General features: G+C 72.2%; 18 protein-coding genes. 4 read left to right on the top strand and 14 right to left on the bottom strand.

The features are described from left to right. Positions 1-6: 6 nt before the first annotated feature. The 10 genes from IU476_RS32875 to IU476_RS32920 all read right to left on the bottom strand — a co-directional run bounded on the left by IU476_RS32875 (position 7) and on the right by IU476_RS32920 (position 12,126). Complete coding sequence (locus IU476_RS32875) at positions 7-1,347, bottom strand: glutamate-1-semialdehyde 2,1-aminomutase (protein WP_195106307.1); 1,341 nt, start codon at positions 1,345-1,347, stop codon at positions 7-9. Then, complete coding sequence (locus tag IU476_RS32880; protein ID WP_195106222.1) at positions 1,347-2,714, bottom strand: GNAT family N-acetyltransferase; 1,368 nt, start codon at positions 2,712-2,714, stop codon at positions 1,347-1,349. The genes IU476_RS32875 and IU476_RS32880 overlap by 1 nt, the downstream gene beginning before the upstream one ends. Next, entirely contained in the window at positions 2,711-4,075 is a 1,365-nt protein-coding gene (locus IU476_RS32885) for a glycosyl hydrolase family 28-related protein (protein ID WP_195106223.1), read from the bottom strand. Before IU476_RS32885 ends, IU476_RS32880 begins: the two co-directional genes overlap by 4 nt. Next, positions 4,072-5,358 carry a tyrosine-protein kinase domain-containing protein gene (locus IU476_RS32890; RefSeq protein WP_195106224.1) on the bottom strand — a complete coding sequence of 429 codons (1,287 nt, stop codon included), beginning with the start codon at positions 5,356-5,358 and terminating at the stop codon, positions 4,072-4,074. Before IU476_RS32890 ends, IU476_RS32885 begins: the two co-directional genes overlap by 4 nt. Then, positions 5,349-6,746 carry a hypothetical protein gene (locus tag IU476_RS32895; RefSeq protein ID WP_195106225.1) on the bottom strand — a complete coding sequence of 466 codons (1,398 nt, stop codon included), beginning with the start codon at positions 6,744-6,746 and terminating at the stop codon, positions 5,349-5,351. Before IU476_RS32895 ends, IU476_RS32890 begins: the two co-directional genes overlap by 10 nt. A gap of 47 nt (positions 6,747-6,793) precedes the next feature. Continuing rightward, the gene (locus IU476_RS32900; RefSeq protein ID WP_195106226.1) at positions 6,794-7,798 is read right to left on the bottom strand and encodes a CgeB family protein; all 1,005 of its coding nucleotides are present in this window, start codon (positions 7,796-7,798) and stop codon (positions 6,794-6,796) included. Then, positions 7,795-9,066: a lipopolysaccharide biosynthesis protein gene (locus IU476_RS32905; protein WP_195106308.1), complete on the bottom strand. Its 1,272-nt coding sequence runs from the start codon at positions 9,064-9,066 to the stop codon at positions 7,795-7,797. The genes IU476_RS32900 and IU476_RS32905 overlap by 4 nt, the downstream gene beginning before the upstream one ends. 76 nt (positions 9,067-9,142) lie before the next feature. After that, the gene (locus IU476_RS32910) at positions 9,143-10,375 is read right to left on the bottom strand and encodes a glycosyltransferase family 4 protein (RefSeq protein ID WP_195106227.1); all 1,233 of its coding nucleotides are present in this window, start codon (positions 10,373-10,375) and stop codon (positions 9,143-9,145) included. Next, positions 10,372-11,406 carry a glycosyltransferase family 4 protein gene (locus IU476_RS32915; RefSeq protein WP_195106228.1) on the bottom strand — a complete coding sequence of 345 codons (1,035 nt, stop codon included), beginning with the start codon at positions 11,404-11,406 and terminating at the stop codon, positions 10,372-10,374. Before IU476_RS32915 ends, IU476_RS32910 begins: the two co-directional genes overlap by 4 nt. Positions 11,407-11,580: 174 nt before the next feature. Then, complete coding sequence (locus tag IU476_RS32920) at positions 11,581-12,126, bottom strand: PadR family transcriptional regulator (protein ID WP_195106229.1); 546 nt, start codon at positions 12,124-12,126, stop codon at positions 11,581-11,583. A 46-nt stretch (positions 12,127-12,172) separates the two neighbouring features. Between IU476_RS32920 and IU476_RS32925 the strand changes: the two genes are divergently transcribed. From IU476_RS32925 to IU476_RS32940, 4 genes are all read left to right on the top strand, one after another. After that, entirely contained in the window at positions 12,173-12,742 is a 570-nt protein-coding gene (locus IU476_RS32925) for a peptide deformylase (RefSeq protein WP_195106230.1), read from the top strand. A 67-nt stretch (positions 12,743-12,809) separates the two neighbouring features. Then, entirely contained in the window at positions 12,810-13,832 is a 1,023-nt protein-coding gene (locus IU476_RS32930; protein ID WP_195106231.1) for an ABC transporter substrate-binding protein, read from the top strand. A 105-nt stretch (positions 13,833-13,937) separates the two neighbouring features. Continuing rightward, on the top strand, positions 13,938-15,248 hold the full coding sequence (locus tag IU476_RS32935; protein WP_324194517.1) for a polysaccharide pyruvyl transferase family protein: 1,311 nt from the start codon (positions 13,938-13,940) through the stop codon (positions 15,246-15,248). Continuing rightward, complete coding sequence (locus IU476_RS32940) at positions 15,245-16,081, top strand: glycosyltransferase family 2 protein (protein ID WP_195106232.1); 837 nt, start codon at positions 15,245-15,247, stop codon at positions 16,079-16,081. The genes IU476_RS32935 and IU476_RS32940 overlap by 4 nt, the downstream gene beginning before the upstream one ends. A 2-nt stretch (positions 16,082-16,083) precedes the next feature. On the opposite strand, the gene IU476_RS32945 is transcribed toward IU476_RS32940, so the two are convergent. The 4 genes from IU476_RS32945 to IU476_RS32960 form a co-directional block, all read right to left on the bottom strand. After that, the gene (locus IU476_RS32945; protein ID WP_195106233.1) at positions 16,084-16,710 is read right to left on the bottom strand and encodes an MspA family porin; all 627 of its coding nucleotides are present in this window, start codon (positions 16,708-16,710) and stop codon (positions 16,084-16,086) included. Positions 16,711-16,819: 109 nt separating this feature from the next. Continuing rightward, positions 16,820-17,911: a class I SAM-dependent methyltransferase gene (locus tag IU476_RS32950; RefSeq protein ID WP_195106234.1), complete on the bottom strand. Its 1,092-nt coding sequence runs from the start codon at positions 17,909-17,911 to the stop codon at positions 16,820-16,822. Continuing rightward, complete coding sequence (gene rfbC / locus IU476_RS32955) at positions 17,908-18,474, bottom strand: dTDP-4-dehydrorhamnose 3,5-epimerase (protein WP_195106235.1); 567 nt, start codon at positions 18,472-18,474, stop codon at positions 17,908-17,910. The genes IU476_RS32950 and rfbC overlap by 4 nt, the downstream gene beginning before the upstream one ends. Positions 18,475-18,477: 3 nt before the next feature. Next, a complete protein-coding gene (locus IU476_RS32960; protein WP_195106236.1) occupies positions 18,478-19,506 on the bottom strand; it encodes an NAD-dependent epimerase/dehydratase family protein in 1,029 nt (342 codons plus the stop codon).

Below are 19,506 nucleotides of genomic sequence, written 5' to 3' on the forward strand. Positions count from 1 at the left end.
GGGCGCCTACCCGCAGGCCCGCTCGGCGGGATCGATGTATCGCGGTGCGGCCGTGCGCCGTAGCGCGGGGGCGACGGGTCGGCCGCGCAGCAGTCCCTCGACAGTTCCGCGGTCGAGGGCGTGCCGGTAGATCTCGGCGGCCTCGGCGCAGGCGTCCACGGTGACGTCGACATCGGTGTCGGTGTGCGCGGCGGAGGTGACGAACGACTGCCCCAGCACACCACGATCGAGCAGCTCCTGCAGGAACAGCGTGCGGAACGGCTGGGAGGGTTGCCCGTCCGGACCGCGCGTGCTGAAGATGAGGCACGACGGCCGCCCGATGACCTGAAGATGCTCTGCCACACCGAGTTCGGCGGCGATCTTGTTCACCCCGTCGGCGAGCCGCCGCCCGGCGTGCTCCATGTGCGCGACGGGATCGGTGTCGGCGTAGGCCCGCACCACCGCGCGGAAGGCGGCCAGCGACCCGGTCTCCGGCCCGTGCGTGGTCGACAGCAGGAACACCCGGTCGCGTTCGGTGCGCAGCCCGCCCAGCTCCATGAACTCCCGCTTGCCCGCCAGCGCCGAGATCGGGAAGCCGTTGCCCATCGCCTTACCCCAGCACGACAGGTCCGGCGTCACGCCGTAAACCCGTTGCGCCCCACCGGAAGACCACCGGAACCCGGTGATCATCTCGTCGAACACCAGCAGCGTCCCGTGCCGGTCGCACAGCGCCCGCACACCCTCCAGATAGCCGGGTTCGGGCTCGCTCAGCGCCGTGGCGGCCTCCATGACGACGGCGGCGACCTCGGCCGTCGCCAGCACGCCCGCCAGGGAGTCGAGATCGTTGTAGCGGAAGCGCACCGTCGAGGTCGTCGCGGGGATCCCGGCGTTCATCGCGGTGGTGCCGATGAACCAGTCGTCGACGGAGAAGAACGGCTGCTCGCAGATCGCTACCACCTCGCGCCCGGTCACCGCGCGAGCCAGGCGCACCGCGGCGGTGGTGGCGTCGGACCCGTTCTTGGCGAACTTCACCATGTCCGCGCCCGGCACCAGGGACAGGAAGTCCTCGGCCGCAAGCAGTTCCAGCTTCGTGGGCCGCGAGAAGCTCAGGCCGTCGGCGACCGCCCGCGCCGCCGCCTCCGCCACCGGCCGGTAGCCGTGGCCCAGGGTGACCGCGCGCAGGCCCATGCCGTACTCGACGTACTCGTTGCCGTCGCAGTCCCACACCCGGCATCCGCTGCCGCGCATCAGGATCGGCGCCATGCCCTCGGGGTACTGGTCCGCGCCGCGGGCGTAGGTGTGCGCGCCGCCGGGCACCACCTCGTGCAGCCGTCGTTGAATGTCGTTGCTGCGAGCGAAGTTCCGCATCATGTTCGCTCCTCGTTCGAGGGTCCGACGGTCAGGGCCCACAGCGCGTGGTCGGCGCGCCGACCGGTGGGACCGGGGCAGTTGCGCATGATTCCCTCCTTCACCAGGCCCGCCCGCGCGGCGACGGCCGCGGATTCGGAGTCGGTGGAGTCGATCTCGGTGGCCACCCGGAACAGTCCGAGCGTGCCGAAGGCGTAGTCGAGCAGCGCCCGGGTAGCAGTCGCCCGCACGCCGTCGTCGGCGTACGCGGGATCCGCCCACACCGACATCCGGGCGTTGCGGTCGAACATGTCGAGGTCGCACAGCCGGGCCTCGCCGGCGTAGATACCGTCGACATCGAGCACCAGCACCAGGCCCGCGGGGGAGCGGAGCCCGCCGTGGCCGCGGGCGAGCTCGCGCCACCAGGCCTGTCGCGACCCGTCGAGCCCGGCGAAGTACTGCGGATTGCGTCGTCGCGCCGCCAGCCAGGCCGGTCGGTCGGACACCCGGCGGCTGCGCAGCACGGCCCGGGGATACCCGGGTATTTCCAGGCATACCGGACATCCGCCCCGGAGTGCCTCCGTGCGCCGCCACAACCGCCCGGCCGCGAGGCGGCACGCGACCGCGAAAATCGTTGCGGCACTGGATGCACGACCATGGCGAGCCCCCTGCTGTTCGGCCGAGTCGACGCCGGCCGACTCGGCCGAACCCGGTACCATGGTCGTGCGCCCGGCATTAGCGGGTATAGAGGCGGAAGTCCCTTCCGGCTGTTTGGCGCACACCCGCCGAATCCACCACTGGGCGAAGCCTTCCGGCGGGATCTCCGCCGTGGTGAGCGCCCAGAGTTCGTGGTCGCGGCGCGCGCCACCGGCGTCGAAGTACCGCGCCATCAACGCTTCCCGGACGAACCCGATCTCGGCGGCGCCGTGCGCGGCCGCGACGTTGCCGGGCGAGATCGGGGCGATGACGCGTTGCAGCCCGAGCGCCCCGAAACCGTGGTCGAGCACCAATCCCGCTGCGACACCGGCGAATCCGTGGCGCGCGATGCGGGAGTCGATCCAGATGCTCATCTCCGCGGTGCCGCGCCGGAGATCGATCGAGCATAGCTCGCACTGCCCGGCGAAGCGCCCGTCGACCTCGATGACACCGGGCACCCGGCGGCCCGCGCGGGCCTCGGCGCGGCTGACGAGATACTCACGGATCCACTGCTTTTCGGTGTGCCGGGCCGCCCAGTCCAGGCGCGAGCTGTACCAGAACGGCTCGATCAGGGCGCGGTCGCGCAGCCGGATCCGCCGCCAGTGCGGATGGTCGTCCGGGCGCGGCGGGCGGACGATCACCGTGCTGCCGTGCAGGTACGCCGGTCCCAACGGCGCGGCCCCGCGGGTCATGACCGTGGCCGCTGGGCGCCCAGCGACGAGGTTCGCACGGCACCGTCGGTGCCGACCGTGAGCCGCCAGTACCCGCCCGCGGAGTCACGCAGCACGACACCGCCGCCGGCCCGCTCGGACAGCCACGCGCCGCCGGGCAGTACCGCGGCCGCCACGGTGCCGTCCTGATCCTGCACCTGCAGGACGTCGGCGTCCGGCCGCGCGGCCTGGGCCACCACCGTTCCGGCGAAGCGCGCCCCGTGCACGCGGCCGCGGCCGACGACGTGCCAGCCCTCGGGGAACGCGCGGGGATCGATGTCGTCGTGCGAACCGGAGATCAGATTGATCGCCGTCCCCTCCGGGCACCCCGCAGGATCGATGCGCACCTCGGTCGGCGGGGTGTCGGAATCCGGATCGAACTGCACGTTGGCCAGATACGGCTGGCGGCAGCGGGTGAGTTCCAAGCAGGTGCGCCGGGCGGCGACCTTGCAGTTCACCATGCCGAACTGGGCCGGTCCGCCGCGCTCGCCACCGATGGCCAGCGCGGTGTCGGCGCCTTCGAACCAGACGTTGGTGAACCACCAGTCGTTGGCGGCGCCGTCGACGACGACGTGCCGGTCGGTGGTGCGCGGATCCTCGTCGGAGACGAATTCGACGTTGGTCAAGGCCAATCCGGCGTTGTGGTCGCTCCCGGTGCCCAGCACGGAGATCCGGTTGCTGGTGAACTTCGACGAGGTGACGTAGTTCTGGATGCACGAGGTCACCAGGCCGTACCCGAAATTGTTGACGTCGCAGTCGATGAACGCGGTGCCGCCGGTGTTGCCCTCCAGCACCACCCCGCGCTGACGGGTGTAGCGCGGGAAATTCTCCGCGAGATGGTTGCCGCGCAGCACCACCGAGTCGAACGAGCACCGGAAGCACTCGGTGAGCCGCACCGCCGTGCCCGCCTCCCCGGAGAGGAAGAAACCCAGCCGCGCGAAGCGCACGCGCTGCCGTCGCCGCAGCGTGACCAGCGTGTCGTCGCCCTCGTACAGGATCGTGGTGACATCCGCGCCGTCGCCCAGCACGGTCGCGTAGTCCGCTAGGTCGGGCCAGCGCGAGACCCGGTACTGCCCGGCGGGCAGGTACATCACCAGCGGCCGGTCGCCGACCGCGGCGGCCGCGGCGACGGCGGCCGTATCGTCGGCGCGGCCGTCGCCGACCGCGCCGAAATCGCGGACGTTGCGGGCCGAGGGGGCGTCGGTGACGTACGGCGAGCGGAAGGCCGCGGAGTCGTCGGAGGAACACGCGGCGAGCGATCCGGCGGTCGCCACGCCCAGCGTGACCGCAAGCAGGCGCCGCCGCCGGACGGCCTCGCCGCCCGCCTCGCCGGCGCCGGTCATCCGCGTCTCCCCAAGCGCGCCAGCACATCTCGCATCGTGCCGCCGGCCGGGGTGAAGGCGACCGCGCCGGTCAGCTTCGCCTCGGTGCCCAGGGTGGCCAGCGCGCCGCGCACCTGCGGCACGGTCGCCGTGCCGAGTTCCACCACGCCCAGCACGGCGTCGCAGTGGCGGGCCAGCACGATGGCGTCGGCCGCCGCGCTGATCGGCGCCCCCTCGACCACGATGCGATCGAACTCGCTGTGCAGCTTGGACATGATCTCCGCGAACCGTTCCGAGGCCAGCAGATCCGGTGTGCGGGAATCGATCACGCCGATCGGCAGCACGCTGACGCCGGCCTCGGCCCACGGTGTGATCGCGTCGTCGAGCGGGGTGGAGTGGCGCAGCAGTTCGGCCAGGCCCGCCGTGGCCTGGACCGGTATCCGGCCCGAGCTGCCCTGCCCGGTGGTGTCGGCGTCGACGAGCACCACCCGGTCGCCGCAGTCGGCGAGGGTGCGCGCCAGGTCCGCCGCGACGGCGGGCTGCGAGCGCTGCGACAGCGAGGTCAGCAGCACGCCCGCGGTATCGGGCCCGAGCCGGGTGCGCAGCCGGCGCAGTTCCCCGGGCGCGCCCGGCCGGCCGTCGTCGATGATGCCCAGGATCGGCACCGGCAGGATCGCCTCGAGATCGGCGGATCCGCGCAGCCGCCGGTCCAGCCGGTCGCGCGCGAACGCCGCCGCGAATCCGACGACGAGCCCGGCGAACACGCCCAGCAGCAGGGTGCGGCTGCTCTGCGGCGAACTCGGCGCGGTCGGCAGCTGCGCCTTGTCCACCACGGCGACGCGGGCGGCGGGCGCGGCGTCGACCTGGATGGTCTCCAGCTGGGCGATCATGTACCGGAACTGCGAGACCACCTCGTCGGCCAGCACCCGGGCCCCGTCGGCGGTGCTGTCGCGCGCGCTCACCACGATGACCGTGGTCGCGGGCGGCGAGGCGGCGGTGATCCGGCCGCGCAGCGACGCCGTCGACTCCTTCAGGCCGAGTTGGTCCTTCACGCGCTGGGCCACCGTCTCGCTGCCGGCCAGCTCGAGGTAGGACCGCACGCGCTGCTGGGCGGCGAGCCCGCCCTGGTAGGAGTCGTTGACCGAGGTTCCGGTCGCCATCGAGACGTAGCAGCTGCTGGAGGCGGTGTAGGTGACGGGCTGGGACTTCGAGTAACCGTAGGCCGCGGCCGTGCACAGTAGCAGCGCGGTCAGGACAATCGGCCAGCGTCGCCGCGCGATGCGCCAGATGTCGATCAAACCCATTGCCCTGCCCTCGTTTTCCCGGCGACAGGCAGCGCGGCGGGCCTCGTGCGGGCCGTGCTCTGCCGCCGAATTTCGGCGATCAGTAGATAGGCGAACCAGACCAGCACCATGGCCTGCAGATATTTGCCGAGCGTCTCGGCGGTGCCGAGCATGCCGCGCTCGAACAGCACGGGGACCTCGATCAGCGCGAGGCCGAACACCGGTAGCGGCACCTGCCGGCTGTAGAGCGAGCGCGACCAGATCAGCAGCAGCACGAAGGTGATCGAAACGCCCAGTGCGACACCGAGATACCCGCCCAGCACGTAGCCCTCGTTGATATTTCCCTCGGCGAGCGAGACCGAGACCTTGCTCATGTCCACCGAGCCGCCCCGCACCTGGTCGGCCCACGCCGCCCCGGACCGGAACTTCTCGGCGCCGAGCAGCTGCGAGGGCACCAGGCTCTGCGCCGCGTGCTGGAGCACCTCCGACGGCGTCAGCCACGAGTGCGGTCCGGCGTAGTAGGCGTCGGTGGCCGCCTCCAGCCCGTCGAACCGGCGCAGCAGGCTCAGGAACGGCCGGACCGGTGCCGGGTAACCGGAATCAGCCACGGCCGCTTCGGCTTTGGTCGCCTCGGTGGCCTTCAATCCCTGCAGCCAGCCGAACGCGCCGATGCCGAGCACCGTGATCACCAGCACCGCCGCCAGTTTCAGCCGGGTCCAGCCGGTCATGGCGCAGCGCACCGCGATCGCCAGCGCCGCGCCCATGATCGGGGTCTTGGACTGCACGGCGGCCGTCCACAGCAGCTCGCCGCAGGTCAGTGCCCCGACGAGCAGGACGGTGGTGCGCGCGGTGGCGGGCCGGGCGTACACGATCAGGCCCACCGCGCCGAGCGTGGCGAGGATGGTGACCAGGTTGATGATCGGGTTCGGGCTCTCCAATTCGCCTGCGCGGCCGTTGTTCCCGGTCGCCACGGCGGCGAACCGGCCCAGCGTGCCGAGCGCGTAGAGCACCCACATGGTCTGGGTGAACACCGGGTCGCGGGCGAAGAACGCGGTGTCGCCGCCGGACCGGTCGGCGGCCTCGTGCGGCGCGCGCCGCCGCGTCCAGATCGCGTACGCCACAATGAGTCCCGCGTACAGCCACAGTCCGAAGACCACCGGTTGCAGGACCACCGCGATGCCGGTGTCGTAGCCCAGCTGCGCCAGGCGCGGGTCGGGGACGTTGTCGCCGTAGTGCGGTTCCGGTTGCACCCACAGCAGCACCGCGGGCCGCGCGACATACGATAGCGACCAGTGCGCGGCCTGTGCGACGAGGAAGACCCTGATCGGCCCGGGCAGCCACATCCCGGCGACCACGATGCTCGCCAAAGCCCCTGCGACGAGGAATACTTCGGGCGGCGCGGCGCCCATCACCCCATGTCCTTCATCACCCGTATGTCGCGTGGGCGGCCCGGCCGTTACCCGATCGCCGCGATGATCTCGCGGGCGCGGTCGACATACCGGTTACGCCCCGCGGTGATGCGCCGGAATCCGGCCTCGGCGACCTTCGCGGCCTGGTCCGGGTGCCGCGCACAGCGATCCAGGATCGCGCGCAGTTCCGCGGGGGAGGAGAACAGGAAACATTCCGACTCCTCGGTCAGCAACCGGGCGTGCTCGTCGGTGCGCTCACCGACGAAAAGCCCACCGGCGGCGGGTATCTCGAAGCTGCGACAGGTGTGGGTGTCGCGGTTGGCGGAGTTGAGCAGGACCAGGTTGGCCGTCATCGCGGCGACGGCCGTGGAGAAGTGCTCCCCGTACACCGGGCCGCGCACGGCCGCCCCGGTGCGCCACAGCGGGCGGACCCGCCGCCAGCCGGGTCCGTAGATCGCCAGTGCGTCACCGTATTCGCGGGCCAGCTCGGTCAGCAGCGCGGTGCGGTCGGGACGCCGGGCCCCGATGAAACCGGCCAGGTAGTGCTCGGGGCCGCGCCGTGCGCAGGGCCGATGCCAAGCCGGGTCGTAGGCGCTGGCGACGAAGGTGACCGCCCGCGCGCCGCGCTCCCGCAGTTCGGCCACATTGTGGCGCTTGGTGGTGACGACAAGATCCCAAAGCTGTTCGTGGGCAAGGTATTCGGCGGTGATGTTCTCGGGATTGGCGACGTCGTCGGGACTGTAGTGGATCCGCAGCGCGGCGGGGACCGACAGCAGCCGGGCCTGGTCGAGGTGCACCGCCTTGAAGGCGAACAACAGATCGGGCGCGAAATCCGCGGCGAGCGCGTCGATCTCGTCGTGCACCGCGTCGACCGACCACGGCGCGCGGCGGCGGGCCAGCTTGGCGTACACCCACGGCGGGGAGAGCCTGCTCGGCAGGGTGACCGCGGTGGTGTCCACGACCACCACCTCGTGCCCGGCCTCGCGGAACCCGTCGGCCAGGGAGCGAGCGTTGCTGCCCACCCAATCGTCGCCCACGTACAGGATTCTCATGCGCGGTCCCCCTCGCCGGGTTCGTAAGCGGGCACCGTGACCGGAGTCTGCTCGGTGCGGGTGCGGCGTTCGCGCACGATGAGCCAGCGCATCCGCACGACGTACCACGTCGCGACCGAGATCTCCGCGCACACGGTGCCGTACACCAGCGTCCACACCGATTCGGTGTGCACGGCCACGAACAGCGCGCCCGCGGCGACGCAGGTGCCGACGACCGCGCCGATCAGTACCCCGACGGTGTCCTGCCGCACCGGCAGCACCGCCGTGGTGACCAGCGAGGTGATCGTGGTGGCGGGCAGGATCAGCACCTCGACCCGCAGCAGCGGCACCGCGTCGGTGAAGGCGCTGCCGAACATGACGTGGATCAGCACCGGCGCGAGCGCCCAGACCGCCAGCACCGCCACCACGGCCGCGCCCAGGCAGGCGACCAGCGAGCGAACGGCGTTGTGCCAGAAGACTTTCTCCCCGCTGCGCCGGGCCATTCGCGGGAGCAGCGCGAAGCCGATCGGGTCGAGCATCGATTGGATGGCCCGCACCAGCCGGTCCCCGGCGGAGTACAGGCCCAGCGAGGCGGCGTCGAGCACCGCCGAGTACACCGCCGCCGAGCCCTGGCCGTAGCTGGTGACCAGCGCCCGGGAGGTCAGGACCGGCGCGCCCATCCGGACGATCTGCCGCACGTGGGCGGGCCGGGCCGGAAGACCATAGGTGCGCAGGGAATCCCACCACGTCAGTGCGACCGTCAGCACGGACGAGACCAGCAGGCACAGTATCGCCACGGACGCGTTGGGGAAATGCGGGAGCAGCGCGATCAACAGCACCAGGTAGCCGATGCGGCCCACGCCCTGATACAGCGTGGAGGCGCCGAACCGGCCCTGGCCGATCAGCAGCCAGTCCTCGGAGATCGACCAGAACCCGCCGGTGAACAGGCCGAGCAGGATCATGTGCAACGGCGGCGGCACGCCGATCGCCAGACCCGCGAGCAGGGCCAGCCCCAGCGAGCCCAGCGTGACGAGGCGGATGGCGAGATAGGTGCCGCGCAGGCGGTCGACGTAGGCCGCCTCGCCGGGGGTGTCGTGCACCTTGGCGGCGAGGAACGACGTGATGCCGAGGTCGACGGCCAGCGAGCCGATGAAGTACGCCGACATGCCGATCGCGAGCAGGCCGACGCCGTGCGGGCCGAGCAGGCGGGAGATGAGCGGCAGCGTCACCACTGTGATCACGTACTGGCCGTACTTGCCGAAGCTGACGTAGCCGATGTCGCGCAGCACCGCGCCGAGGCCGTGTTTGACCGGTTTGTGCGCCGGGCCGCGCGGTGTCGCGGAGTCGGGGTGTCCGGTGTCGGAGTCAGTCACGTCGCCCTCCGGGTGGTCGTACCGAGGCGAGCAGCGCCGCGACGACGCGGGCGGTCTCGGTGATGTCGAAGTGCCGCGCGCGAATCCGGGCGGCGTCGGCGAGTTTCGCGCGCAGGTCGGGGTTTTCGATCAGGCGGTCCAGGGCCGCGGTGAGTTCCGTTGCGTCGCGGGCGGTTACGAGCAGTCCGTTCGTCTCCGGCTCGACGATCTCGGCGGGCCCGCCGGGCCGGGTGGCGATCACGGCGCAGCCGGACCGCATGCCCTCGACGACGACCTGGCCGAAGGGCTCGGGCAGCACCGAGCAGTGCACCAGGATATCCACCTGTGCGAGCAGGCTTTCCGGATCCTCGACGTGCCCGGCGAAGGTGACCGGCAGGCCCGATGTCGCGGCCAGCCGCTCGAGCTCGGCCCGGTAGGGCTCCTCGCCGAAGAACGCGCCGCCGATCAGCAGTATCCGCGCGGGACGCACCCGGGTCGCCGCCACGGCACGCAGGAACAGGTCCTGCCCCTTCCACGGCGCCAGCCGCCCGACGACCGCGACGACGGTCTCCTCCGGTGGACGCGGCCGAATGCCGTTGGCGGGCAACAGTTCCTCTCCGGCACGCTCCGGCGGCGAGGTTGCGGAGGAGGATGTGCCCGCCGGTGCCACGCGGGCGGGCGGCGGGCCGCCGTCCGGGCGCGGTTCGAGGCCGGGGTAGGCGACGGCGGCGGGTTTGCGGCCGGTGCGCAGGGAGGCGAGGGTGGTGCGGCTGTTGGCGAGGTAGGCGTCGGCGACGAGCAGGCCCAGCAGGCGCAGCAGCGGGGCGAGACGGCGGCCGAAGTAGTCCGGCGCGATCCGGTCGTGGACCTGCCAGACAAGGGGGATGCGGGCGCGGCGCGCCGCTACCGCGCCCATCAGCAGCGCCTTCGTGCTCTCCGCGACGAGCACCGACGCCTCCAACTCGCGCGCGGTCGCGCCCAGCGCCCAGCCGACCCGCAGCAGCGCGGTCGCGCCGGTGAGCAGGCGGCGGGCGCTCGCGGTCCGGATGGTCATCGCGCGGCTGTCGAAATCGTTGCGCAGCACGCGGGTTTCGATGCCGCGGGCGTGGGTGCGCTCGACCATCGGACCGTCCGCGGTGTAGACGACGGCGGTGTCGAGGTGCGCGCGCAGCGCCGCCGCCAGCCGCAGTGTGGCCAGTTCGGCCCCGGACGGCGTCGCGGTGTGCGCGACGAAGACGGCCTTCACGACGCGGCCAGTTCGCGGTAGAGCTGGACGTGCCGCCGGGCCGCGGCGTCCCAGGAGAACGACTCCGCGTGGACGCGGCACTGTTTCGCGCTCGGCACCGCACCGTCGAGCGCGGCGGCGAGGCGAGCGGCGAGGGCCGCAGGATCGCCGGGCGCGACGACGAGCGAGGGATCGAGACCGCGCACCGAGTCGGGCAGCCCGCCGCAGTCGGACACCACGGGTGCCCGCCCGGCGGCGAGCGATTCGAGGGCGATCAGCCCGAAGCCCTCGAGTGTGTGCGACGGCACCACCGTGCACCGGGCGCGCGCGTAGAGTTCGGCCAACCGGCCGTCGGAGACCCGGCCGGTGAACTCGATGCCGGGCCGCCCGGCCGCCGCGGCCCGCAGATCCGCTGCGGCGCTGCCGGTTCCGACGATGGTCAGGCGGGCGCCGGGACGCCGGTCCAGTACCGCGGGCCAGCAGGCGATCAGCGTGTCGATGCCCATGCGGCGTTCCAGCCGCCGCACACACAGCACCCGCGGCTCCTCCGGCAGCGGCTCGGTGGCGGCGAACCGGTCCAGGTCCACCCCCGGCGCGATGACGGCGACCCGGTCGGCGGGGACCCGGTAGTCGGCGGTCAGCAGGTCGCGAAAGTGGTTCGACAGCACCACGAATCGGTCGGCACGCGCGTAGCGGAGGCGTTCGAGCAGGTATTTGGCGCGCACCGCGCGCTCGCTCGCGCCCGTCGCGCGGCTCTCCGCGGCCCACGGCCCGTGGAAGTGCACGACCAGCGGACCCGTCGTGACGGGACCGTAGAGGCAGAAGTGCCGGTCCAGGATCGCGCCGCGCGCCGGGCGGTCCCGCGCGGCCCGTGCGGCGCGGCGCGCGGTGCCGCCGCCGGTCGGCCCCCAGGAGCGCGCGCCCGCCGGGGGTTCGCCGAAAGCGCTTGCGGTGACCTCGATCTCGGGTCGGCGCGCGCAGGACAGGTAGAGATCGGTGAAGTACCGGTTCAGCCCGCCCGGGGCCGCGGCGAACCACTCCGAACCCGTCATGTGCACACGTACCGGACCCACCGCGTACCCCCGCGATCGTCTCGTCGGCGGTCGCGGTCGCGAACGCCTCATCCCCTTGCAGGAGAGTCTAAGCGCATTCGGCCGTTCCGCGCGGCCCGCGCGCAGTGCAATCAACACCGGTGAGTTCGGGGCCGCCCGCGCGGGCGTTACAGGTCACTCCCGGCGGCCCGGTTTGTCGAGATCGTCGAGAACCTTGCCGTGCCAGTCGATCTCGGCCTGGATGCGCATCCGGGCATGGTCGACCACGAGATCGTCGACCGGGCCCTGGTCCGGCCAGCGGCGCTCGAGCTGGTGTTCGAGCCGGGCCAGGTGCGCGCGCAGGGCGGTGACGCGGTCGGCCAGGTAGCCGCGCAGCAGTTCCGGATCGAGATCGGTGCTGACGGCGAGGGCGAGGTCGACCGGGTCGGGCCGGATGGCGACGTCGGTGAGCGCCTCGTCGCGCAGGGCGCGCAGTTCGCGCCGGCCCTCGTCGGTGATCTCGTAGACCGTGCGGGCGGGCAGCGCGCCCGGCTGTTCGGTGCGCAGCGGGCGGATCAGTCCCTCGTCGCTCATCCGGTGCAGGGCGCCGTAGAGCGAGCCCGGCTTCACCCGCGACCACAGGTCGGCCCGGTCGAGCCGGGCGTCGCGCCGCAGCTGATGGCCGTGCATGGGCCCGCGCTTGGCCAGGGCCGCGAGGACGAACAACCGGGTCTCGTTCACCTGCCCAGTCTGACACGACTACTCACATTTGAGTACCCTCGGCGGCATGGCTGTCCGACCGATCCTCATCGCCGGCGATCCCCGGCTCACCACCCCGGCCGTCCCCGTCACCGTGTTCGACGCCGAACTGGCCGCCTTCGTCGAGACCCTGTTCGAGACCAACACCGCGGCCAACGGCGCGGGCCTGGCCGCCAATCAGATCGGCGATCCCCGGTCGGTCTTCGTCTACGACCTCGTCGATCGCGGGGTGCGGCAGCGCGGCTACGTCGTCAATCCGGTACTGGAGACCTCGGGGGTCCCGGAGACGATGCCCGATCCCGACGAGGACGGCGAGGGCTGCCTGTCGGTGCCCGGCGAGTGGTACCCGACGGGCCGCGCGCAGTGGGCGAAGGTCACCGGCGTCGACGTCGAGGGCGAGCCGGTGACCGTGGCGGGAACCGGCTACCTGGCCCGCTGCCTGCAACACGAGACCGACCACCTCGCCGGAAAGCTCTACCTGTCCCGGCTGATCGGCCGCCACCAGCGCGCGGCCCGCAAGATGATCAAGCAGCGCGACTGGACCCGGCCGGGCCACTCGTGGCTCCCGGGCTCCGACACCGACCCGTTCCACGGCTGATAGGTAGGGTTGCCTTCGTAGCTGATGGATAGCTACGCCGGATGCCGTCGACGAGCTGAGGAACGGTATGGGAACTGCTCTCGAGACCGCGCGCGTGACCCGGCGCGGGCTGTTCGCGGCCGCCGGGGCGGCGGGCCTGGCCGCCCTCGCGGGCTGCGGCCGCGCGCCGGACGACGAGGTCGCCGGGCCGGGCGCCTGGTCGTTCACCGACGACCGCGGGAAAACCGTGCGCGCCAACGGGATTCCGTCCCGCGTGGTCGCTTTCACCGGGGCCGCGGCCACGCTGGCCGACTACGGTCTCCAGGACCGGCTGGCGGGCGTCTTCGGTGACGTGACGGCGGGCAACGGCGCGAAATCCGAGCTGGCCGGGGACCTCGACACGGCCCGGCTCACTGTGCTCGGCAACGCCTGGGGCGAATTCGACGTCGAGAAGTACGCCTCCCTCGAATCCGACCTGCTGATCACCGACATGTACGTGCCCGACGCCCTGTGGTACGTGCCCGACGAGAGCCGGTCGCGGATCGAGTCGATCAATCCGAACGTCGCCGCGATCAGCGTGGCGAAGCGGTCCCTCGCGGTCACCCTCGAGCGCTACGAGCAACTCGCCGCGGCGCTCGGGGCCGACCCGGCCGCACCACCGGTCGTGCGGGCGCGGGAGCGGTTCGCCGCCGCCGCGCAGGCCGTGCGGGACGCGGCGGCGGCGAAACCCGGCCTGCGGGTGCTGGCGGCGTCCGCGTCCCCCGACACCTTCTACGTGTCCGATCCGCGCGCCTCGGCCGACCTGAGCTACTTCGGCGAACTGGGCGTGCGGCTGGTCGTCCCCGACGCGGTGGACAGCCAAGGCTTCTACGAGAGCCTCAGCTGGGAGAACGCCGACCGGTACGCGGCCGACCTCATCCTGCTCGACAACCGTTCCAGCGCCCTGCAACCCGACGCCCTGGCCGGAAAACCGTTGTGGCGCACGCTGCCCGCGGTGCGCGCCGGCGCGCTGTCGCCGTGGAGCCCGGTGTACCGGTTCTCCTACGCCGGTGTGGCGCCGTTGCTGGAGCGGTTGGCCGCCGCGCTGCGCGCCGCCGGGCCGAACGGCTGACGCGTAGCGAAATCCCTACGCCGTGCGATACATTCGCGAGCGGCAGTGCTGCTTCTCCGAACCCATGATCCGGGCGCGCGTCCCGGCTGCGGAAGGACGACGAGAGTGGGGAAGTTCGGCGCGGGGGCGGGTGCCGCCGACATCCGGGTACTGGTCGAGAACGGTGAATACTGGCTGCGCAATCGCGGCGATCTCGCCATGATGACCGTCACCGTGCAGCGGCTACGCGAACACTGGCCCGCGGCCCGGATCGGCATGCTCACCGAACAGCCCCGGGTGCTGCGCGCGCTGGTGCCCGGCGCGGACCCGATCCGAGCCGGCGAGGGCGGCGGGTGGGAGCGCTCGCACCCCACCGACCGCCTCGGCGCGGTCGCCGCGCTGCGCTGGCGCGCCGCCACCGACGGCCCGAAGTCCCGCGTGCGCGCCGTGCGGAAGTCGTTGCGCGGCAACACCGAACACGCCGAGCCGCCCGAGCCGCCGCTGCCCGCCGCCGCGACGCAGGCCGGTCTGGTGCTGGCCCAGGGCGGCGGCTACATGACCGATGTGGACCGCTATCAGGCCAACCGCACGCTCAATCTGCTCGAACACGCGCAGTCCCTGGGCATTCCGACCGCCATGATCGGGCAGGGCTTCGGCCCCATCGACGATCCGCGACTGCTCGAGCGCGCCGCGCGCGTGCTGCCCGGCGTCGGATTCATCGCGCTGCGCGAGGGCCGGCGAGGCCCGAAGCTGCTGGCCGAACTCGGCGTCGCGCCCGAGCGGGTGATGGTGACCGGCGACGACGCCGTCGAACTCGCCTACCGGTTGCGCCGCGCCGAGATCGGCGGCGATCTCGGCGTCTGCCTGCGGATCACCTACTACGCCCGGGTGGGCGCGGTGGCCCGGGAGGTGCTCGGCGAGGTGATCCGTGCTCGCGCAACAGAATTCGACGCCGCCCTGCGCCCGCTGATCATCTCCGAGTACGACGCCGAGGACCGGGAGTGCACGCGGCACCTGCTGGCCGGTGCCGCGCACACCCGCCGTCCGGTGGGCCGGGGCGGCACCGCCGAGGACGTGGCGCGGCAGGTGTCGCGCTGCCGCGTGGTCGTCACCAGCGCCTACCACCTGGCGGTCTTTGCACTGTCGCAAGGCATTCCGGCCGTCGGCATCACCGCGTCGCGCTACTACGACGACAAGTTCCACGGCCTGGCCGAGATGTTCGGCACCGGCCTGCGGGTGGTGCACGCGGACGACGACAACCTGCGCGGCACCCTCACCACCGCGGTGCGGGAACTGTGGGACGCCGCCCCGGAACTGCGAGATCCGCTGCAGCACAGCGCCGTCGCCCAGATCGACGCCGCCCGCGCCGGGCTGGACCGGGTGTTCCGGCTGGTCGAGGGCGATCACACCACCGTCCCGGTGCAGGGGGAGCAATGAGCACACTGTCGGTCTGCGTTCCCGCCTACAACGCCGCGCGCACCCTCGAGACCACGCTGCGCTCGATCCTCGACCAGGACGTCGAGTTCGAACTGGACGTGCTCGACAACGCCAGTGCCGACGACACCGCCGCGATCGCCCGGTCCTTCGAGGATCCGCGAGTGCGCCTGCACCGCAACGACACCGTGCTGCCGATCGGCGACAACTGGAACAAGGCCGTGTCGGTGACTAGCGGCGATCTGGTGAAAGTGGTGTGCGCCGACGACATCCTGCTGCCCGGCGCGCTGAAGTCCCAGCTCGACCTCATGCACGACGCGTCGATCGCGATCTGCTCGGCGAAATTCCAGGTGATCGACGAGGCCGGCGTGGTCGAGGAGACCGACCTCGGCCTGCCCGGACTGCTCGGCGCTCAGCCGGCCCGGACCCTGATGCGCACCATCGTGCGCCGGGGCCCCGCCGATTTCGGCCCCACCGCGGCGGCGATCTTCCGGCGCGCCGACTTCGAACGCGTCGGCGGCTTCCGCGGGGACCTGGTCTTCCCGATGGACGTCGACCTGTTCGCCCGGGTCTGCGAGTACGGGGTCTTCTACGGCATGCCGGAAATCCTTGCCGCGTGGCGCAATTCGTCGTTCAACCTGTGCAGCAGCAGCTCGACGGTGTCCAAGCTGACCGAACTGGCACGCTTCCACCACCGGCTCGGACGGGAGTACCCCGACCTGGTCTCGCGCGCCGACGTGCTCGCCGGTGACCTGCGGCTGGTGGGGCAGGCGTGGGAGCGGGTGCGGGTCCGGGCGGTGGCGACGGTGCGCCGGCGCCCGGATCTGCTGCGCTGAGGTCAGATCTTCCAGACCGGGCCGTAGGTGAAGACGGTGTCGCCGTCGGCGCTGACCACCTTCACGTACGGCCGGATGGTGGTCTGCCCGATCACGCCCGTGACGGTGCCGTGGAACCCCGACATCTGGATGAACCCGTCGCTGCCGGAGATGTCGCCGCCGGCGCATTCGATGGTCTGGATACCGGGACCGGTGCCCACCTCGACCTCCACGCCGACCTGCGGAATCAGGTCGAACACCTGGAGTTTCGGGTCGGTGCCGAGTTCGGCGCCGAGACCGGGCGTGTAGTACTGGAACTTGATCTTGCCGTTGAGCGTGGCGGGATATCCCACCATGTAGCCGATGGTGATGTGCCCGTGCCAGTCCGCGGCGTCCGGGCCGGAGACCCGATAGCCGGCGCGGCCCTGGTGGAACCACTCGCGGGTGAGCGGATTCCCGTCCAGCGGCTCGACGAAATCGATTCTGGTGTCGGCCTGGATGGCCTCCACGGTGCGCGCGCCGTGGTCGACGATGCTGCTGGCGCTGTCGATTCCGGCGCCGGCGGTGCCGCCCGCGAGCGCCACCCCGATGGCGATCGCGGTGGCCGCGGCGAGGCTGCGCACCACGCCGCGTGACAAACTTTCCCTCATGACTGTTCCCTTGCTCCCTCATCAGGTGAGCGCCGTAATCGCTACGGGCGCAATGGTTTTCCCCCTGTGATTCGAAGCCCGCCCGGCTTCGGATCGCTGTGGCGGCCGATTACGGCGGCGGCGGAATGTCGGTGACCCAGGCGCGGTCGAGGGCGGGCAGCCGCTCCCGGACCTCGGGTAGGAGATCGGGCAGGGTGAGCAGCACCCGGTCGGGACGGGCGCCGGACAGTTCCTCCGGGGTGATGATCGGAATGTCCGTGCCGGGCATCCGGCGGCCGTGCTTGGCGGGCGAGGCGTCGGCCACGCCGGCGAGGTGGCCCCGGTGCAGCCCGGCGCGGGCGAACAGCGCCACCGCGCGCGAGGCGGCACCGTAGGCGTACACCCGATTGCCCTGTGCCGCTTCACGTTCCAGCCACTCGCGCAAGTCGCGCACCTGCTCGTCGGCCGCGTGCTGCAACGGGCTCAGCGCCGCCGCGTCGGTGAGGTGCGCCGCGGCCTCGGCGGCCAGGATGCGCCGCACGGACTCGTCGGGTTCGACCGGCCGCGGCACCGCGGCGCAGAGCACCGTGCCGCCGTAGAGGTCGAACTGCCACGCTGTCGCCGGATACAACCCGGCGGTGTGCAGCAGCGCCCGCAGCGCGGTGAGCGAGTAGTACGCGAAGTGCCCGTGCCGCAGCGCGTTCCACTGCCGCTGGCGCACGATGGTGTGCAGCGAGTGGAACTGCACCAGCAGTACGCCGGTGCGGCGGGTGGCGGCGGCCCGGTCGGCGATCGCGGCGCGCTGGTCGGGCTCGTGCATGAGGCCGAAGCTGTCGAGCACGACATCGGCGGGCCGCGAATAGGTCTGGGTGAAACCGCGCACGGCCAGCAGCGGCAGCCAGGTCCCGCCGTGCGGGCTGCCGAACTCGCGCACGCTGTCCCCGGGCAGCCACCCGTCGTTCGCCACGGCGGCGACGGCGGCGGCGGCCTGGTCGCGCAGGGCCTGCGGCTCCAGCCCGCGGGGCTCGGCGGCCGGGGTGTCGTCGTCGGCGAGCTGGGCCAGCCCGCACGCGCCGCACAGCCGCATCGCCAGGGCATGGGTGCGGTCGGCCGCGACCGGATCGTCCACTGCCGGAAAGTGGTTCGCCGCGGGCATCTTGCCCAGATCCAGCACCGTCGCCGGATCCGGGGCACCGCAGGCGCGGCAGCCGGGCGCGGTCATGACACCGGGTCCGCGAGCGTGGTCCGCAGGGCCGCCCAGCTTCCCGCCGCGCGGTCGCGGGCCGACACCACCGTCACCCGGTCCGGCCATTCGATACCCAGCTCCGGGTCGTCGTAGGCGACCGCGAGATCCTCGGCGGGATCGTGTGCCCGGTCGATGCGATAACACACGTCGGCGGTCTCGGTGAGCGCCTGGAACCCGTGCAGGAATCCGGGCGGCACATACAGGTGCCGGAAGGTGTTGTCGTCCAACCGGAACGACCGGGAGCGGCCGAAGGTCGGTGACCCCGGCCGGATGTCGACGAGCACGTCGTGCACCGCGCCGTGCGCGCACCGCACCAGTTTCGCCTCGCCGCGGCCGGACCGCCCGTGCAGCCCGCGCACCACGCCGCGCCGCGACCGCGACTGCGAGTCCTGTACGAAAGTTGCTGCCGCGCCGGGTATTCCGAGGTGGTCGTCGAATTCGGCGGCGTCGAAGGTGCGGGTGAACAACCCGCGGTCGTCCCGGGCCGGTTCGGGCACCAGGACCAGGACGTCGGCCAGCTCGGTGCGCTCGATGCGCATGGCTCACGCCCCGATCCGGACGCGGCGCAGGCTCTCGTCCAGCGTCCCGGCGTCCCGCAGCGCCCGCAGCCGGGCCAGCCGGGTGAAGCGATCCGCGAAATCCTCGGCGGTGAGCCCGCGCGCGACGTACTCCCGGGCCAGCTCGGCCGCGCCCGCGGCCACACTCCAGCGCGCCGCGAAGCCCAATTCCTCCCGCGCCCTGGTGAAGTCGACCCGGTAGGAGCGGGGATCGGACCCCGTCTCGCCGGTGATCACCAGCTGCGACCCGGGCACCGCGTCGACCACGGCCGCCGCGATGTCGGCGACGGTGAGATTGTTCGCCTCGTCGCCGATGTTGTAGGCGCGGCCGCTGATCACCTCCGCGGGCGCGGCGAGGCAGGCCGCGAACGCCTGCGCGATGTCGGCGGCGTGCACCAGCGGCCGCCACGGCGTGCCGTCGGAGAGCACCCGCACCTCGCCGGTGAGCACCGCGTAGCCGGCGAGGTTGTTCAGCACGATGTCGGCGCGCAGTCGCGGCGAGAAGCCGAAAGCCGTGGCGTTGCGCAGGAATACGGGACAGAACTGCGCGTCGGCGAGCGCGGCGACGGCGCCTTCCACCCGCACCTTGCTCTCGGCGTAGGGCGTCAGCGGCCGCAGCGGCGCGTTCTCCGTGACCAGCCCGTCCCCGGCCGCGCCGTAGACCGAACACGTGGACGCGTACAGGAACCGCCGGACCCCGGCCGCCTTGGCCAGGCCCGCCAGGCGCACCGAGGCGTGCAGGTTGATGTCGTAGGTGATCCGGGGCGCCAGCGCGCCCAGCGGGTCGTTGGACAGCGCCGCCAGGTGGACGACCGCGTCGAAGCCGACCAGTTGATCGGCCGTCACCTCCCGCAGATCGGCGACGATGCCCGGCGGGTCGGCGGGCGCGGGGCCGAGCAGGCAGTCGGCGTAGTAGCCGATGTCCAGCCCGACCACGTCGTGGCCCGCCGCCCGCAGCAGCGGCACCATGACCGTGCCGAGATAGCCCTGGTGTCCGGTGACGAGCACACGCAT

The organism is Nocardia blacklockiae (genome assembly GCF_015477355.1).
Taxonomy (GTDB): domain Bacteria; phylum Actinomycetota; class Actinomycetes; order Mycobacteriales; family Mycobacteriaceae; genus Nocardia; species Nocardia blacklockiae.

Excerpts from the sequence above, each read along its gene's own strand:
- IU476_RS32875 (WP_195106307.1), bottom strand. The coding sequence starts at position 1,347 with ATGCGGAACTTCGCTCGCAGCAACGACATTCAACGACGGCTGCACGAG.
- IU476_RS32880 (WP_195106222.1), bottom strand. The coding sequence starts at position 2,714 with ATGACCCGCGGGGCCGCGCCGTTGGGACCGGCGTACCTGCACGGCAGC.
- IU476_RS32885 (WP_195106223.1), bottom strand. The coding sequence starts at position 4,075 with ATGACCGGCGCCGGCGAGGCGGGCGGCGAGGCCGTCCGGCGGCGGCGC.
- IU476_RS32890 (WP_195106224.1), bottom strand. The coding sequence starts at position 5,358 with ATGGGTTTGATCGACATCTGGCGCATCGCGCGGCGACGCTGGCCGATT.
- IU476_RS32895 (WP_195106225.1), bottom strand. The coding sequence starts at position 6,746 with ATGGGCGCCGCGCCGCCCGAAGTATTCCTCGTCGCAGGGGCTTTGGCG.
- IU476_RS32900 (WP_195106226.1), bottom strand. The coding sequence starts at position 7,798 with ATGAGAATCCTGTACGTGGGCGACGATTGGGTGGGCAGCAACGCTCGC.
- IU476_RS32915 (WP_195106228.1), bottom strand. The coding sequence starts at position 11,406 with ATGACGGGTTCGGAGTGGTTCGCCGCGGCCCCGGGCGGGCTGAACCGG.
- IU476_RS32925 (WP_195106230.1), top strand. The coding sequence starts at position 12,173 with ATGGCTGTCCGACCGATCCTCATCGCCGGCGATCCCCGGCTCACCACC.
- IU476_RS32930 (WP_195106231.1), top strand. The coding sequence starts at position 12,810 with ATGGGAACTGCTCTCGAGACCGCGCGCGTGACCCGGCGCGGGCTGTTC.
- IU476_RS32940 (WP_195106232.1), top strand. The coding sequence starts at position 15,245 with ATGAGCACACTGTCGGTCTGCGTTCCCGCCTACAACGCCGCGCGCACC.
- IU476_RS32945 (WP_195106233.1), bottom strand. The coding sequence starts at position 16,710 with ATGAGGGAAAGTTTGTCACGCGGCGTGGTGCGCAGCCTCGCCGCGGCC.
- IU476_RS32950 (WP_195106234.1), bottom strand. The coding sequence starts at position 17,911 with ATGACCGCGCCCGGCTGCCGCGCCTGCGGTGCCCCGGATCCGGCGACG.
- rfbC (WP_195106235.1), bottom strand. The coding sequence starts at position 18,474 with ATGCGCATCGAGCGCACCGAGCTGGCCGACGTCCTGGTCCTGGTGCCC.
- IU476_RS32960 (WP_195106236.1), bottom strand. The coding sequence starts at position 19,506 with ATGCGTGTGCTCGTCACCGGACACCAGGGCTATCTCGGCACGGTCATG.